The sequence below is a fragment of the Actinosynnema sp. genome (assembly GCF_052038725.1).
In genome coordinates, this window is record NZ_JBQGCX010000901.1 from 1 (window position 1) to 1,704 (window position 1,704).

Annotated in this window: 2 protein-coding genes and 1 pseudogene; all 3 read right to left on the minus strand. The window is 73.4% G+C overall.

Annotated features, from left to right (window positions below; genetic code table 11):
* A partial coding sequence (locus tag ACTUAL_RS18640) for an LCP family protein (protein WP_440901167.1) occupies positions 1-958 on the minus strand: 958 nt, incomplete at its 3' end.
* Positions 959-1,037: 79 nt separating this feature from the next.
* A complete protein-coding gene (locus ACTUAL_RS18645) occupies positions 1,038-1,439 on the minus strand; it encodes a DUF3037 domain-containing protein (protein ID WP_096492173.1) in 402 nt (133 codons plus the stop codon).
* Positions 1,423-1,704 (minus strand): annotated as a pseudogene (locus tag ACTUAL_RS18650) (HipA family kinase); the annotation flags it as partial. The gene ACTUAL_RS18645 and the pseudogene ACTUAL_RS18650, both read right to left, overlap by 17 nt.

Here is a 1,704-nt window from a genome sequence, read left to right on the forward strand (position 1 = left end):
CCCCGAACAGCCGCAGCGCGTTCTCCCGGTCCCACTGCACGACCGACCCGACGCCCGGCAGCGTCGGCGTCGAGCCGACCGGCACCGTCACGTTGTCCACGCCGCCGCTCATGCCCAGCGCCATCGCCGCGAGGTGGTGCAGGTGGTCGCCGTCGCCCACCGACACCGAGTCGGTCGCCGCGAACACCAGCGGGATCGAGCGGAACGGGTTGAGCAGCGTGCCCGCGCTGGTGGCCTTGTCCGCCAGCGCCGACAGGAACGCGCGCTGGTTCTGCACGCGCTGCAGGTCGGCGGTGGCGAACGCGCGGGTGCGCACGAAGCCCAGCGCCTGCGAGCCCTCCAGCTCCTGGCACCCGGCGGGCAGGTCCAGGCCGGCCAGCGGGTCCTTCAGCGGCTCGTCCAGGCACATCTCCACGCCGCCGACCGCGTCGACCACGTTCGCGAACCCGCCGAACCCGACCTCCATGTAGTGGTCGATCCGGATGCCGGTCGCCCCCTCGACGGTGCGCGCCAGCAGCGGCCCGCCGCCGAACGCGAACGCCGCGTTGACCTTGTTCTTGCCGTTGTCCGGGATGTCCACGTACGAGTCGCGCGGGATGCTCACCAGGGTCGACTTCCCCGAGCCCTCGGGGATGTGCAGCAGCATGATGGTGTCCGTGCGCCTGCCCGCGGCGTCGCCGGTGGCGAGGTTCTCCTTCTGCTCGTCCGTGAGGTCGTCGCGCGCGTCGGACCCGACCAGCAGCCAGTTCGTGCCCGGCGTGTCGGCGGGCCGCCCCTCGTAGTCGGGCAGCGCGTCGCTGCGGCTGAGCGAGGTGTCGACGTACACCCACATCCCGACCACGGCGAGCAGCAGCGCCACCAGGACGAACCCGATGATCCGCCCCGGCCGCCGCCTCCGCCTCACCGGCGCCTGGCGGTAACCAGGGCTCTGCTGGTGCCCGTAATGGCCAGCACTCATGTCGATTCCCCGATCCGTCTGGGCTCTAGGTGCCTCACACCGGTAGACGCGGCGCGGGCCCGCAGGTTGCCAGGGAACCCTAGTGGTCGCCCGGCGGACGGGGTGGCAGCACCAGCGCGGCGAGCAGCCGCTCCAGCTCCGCGTCGGGGTCCTCGGTGAGCCCGGTGTGGGTGGGCGAGGTCTGGACGATGGTGCTGCGCGGCGCGGTCAACCAGCGGAACCGCTGCCCGGCGCTGGTCCCGGACACCGGCCCGGCCGCGCGGTCCCCGGAGCAGGACAGGCCGAGGTGGGTCAGGCTGTCGCGCAGCAGCTCCACGTCCAGGTGCGGGTCGAGCGCGAGCACGCGCGCCTCGTCCACGTGCACCCGCGCGCCGAGGAACCCCAGCGGGGCGCTGTAGAGCAGCACGCCGACGTTGACGAACTCGCCGCGCTCCTGCCGGGGGACGGCGCGCAGCAGCGCGTACTCAAACACGTGCGGCACGGTCGGCCTCCAGCTCGTCGACCCACGTCCTGGGCGCGCGCAGCCGCGCGGCGAAGAGGTCCCGGTAGGCGGAGCGGACCCGCTCGGCCCCTGGGAACTGCTCGTCGCCCTCCAGCCACTCGTCGGGCACCAGCGCGAGCACCTCGTCGAGCAGCTCGGGGGTGATCGCGGCGGACAGCTCCCCGTCCACTTCGGACAGGGCGCCCGCGAACGGCAGCATCAGGTGGTCGGCCGCGTCGAACCGGTAGCGGTCGGCGGGGAACCG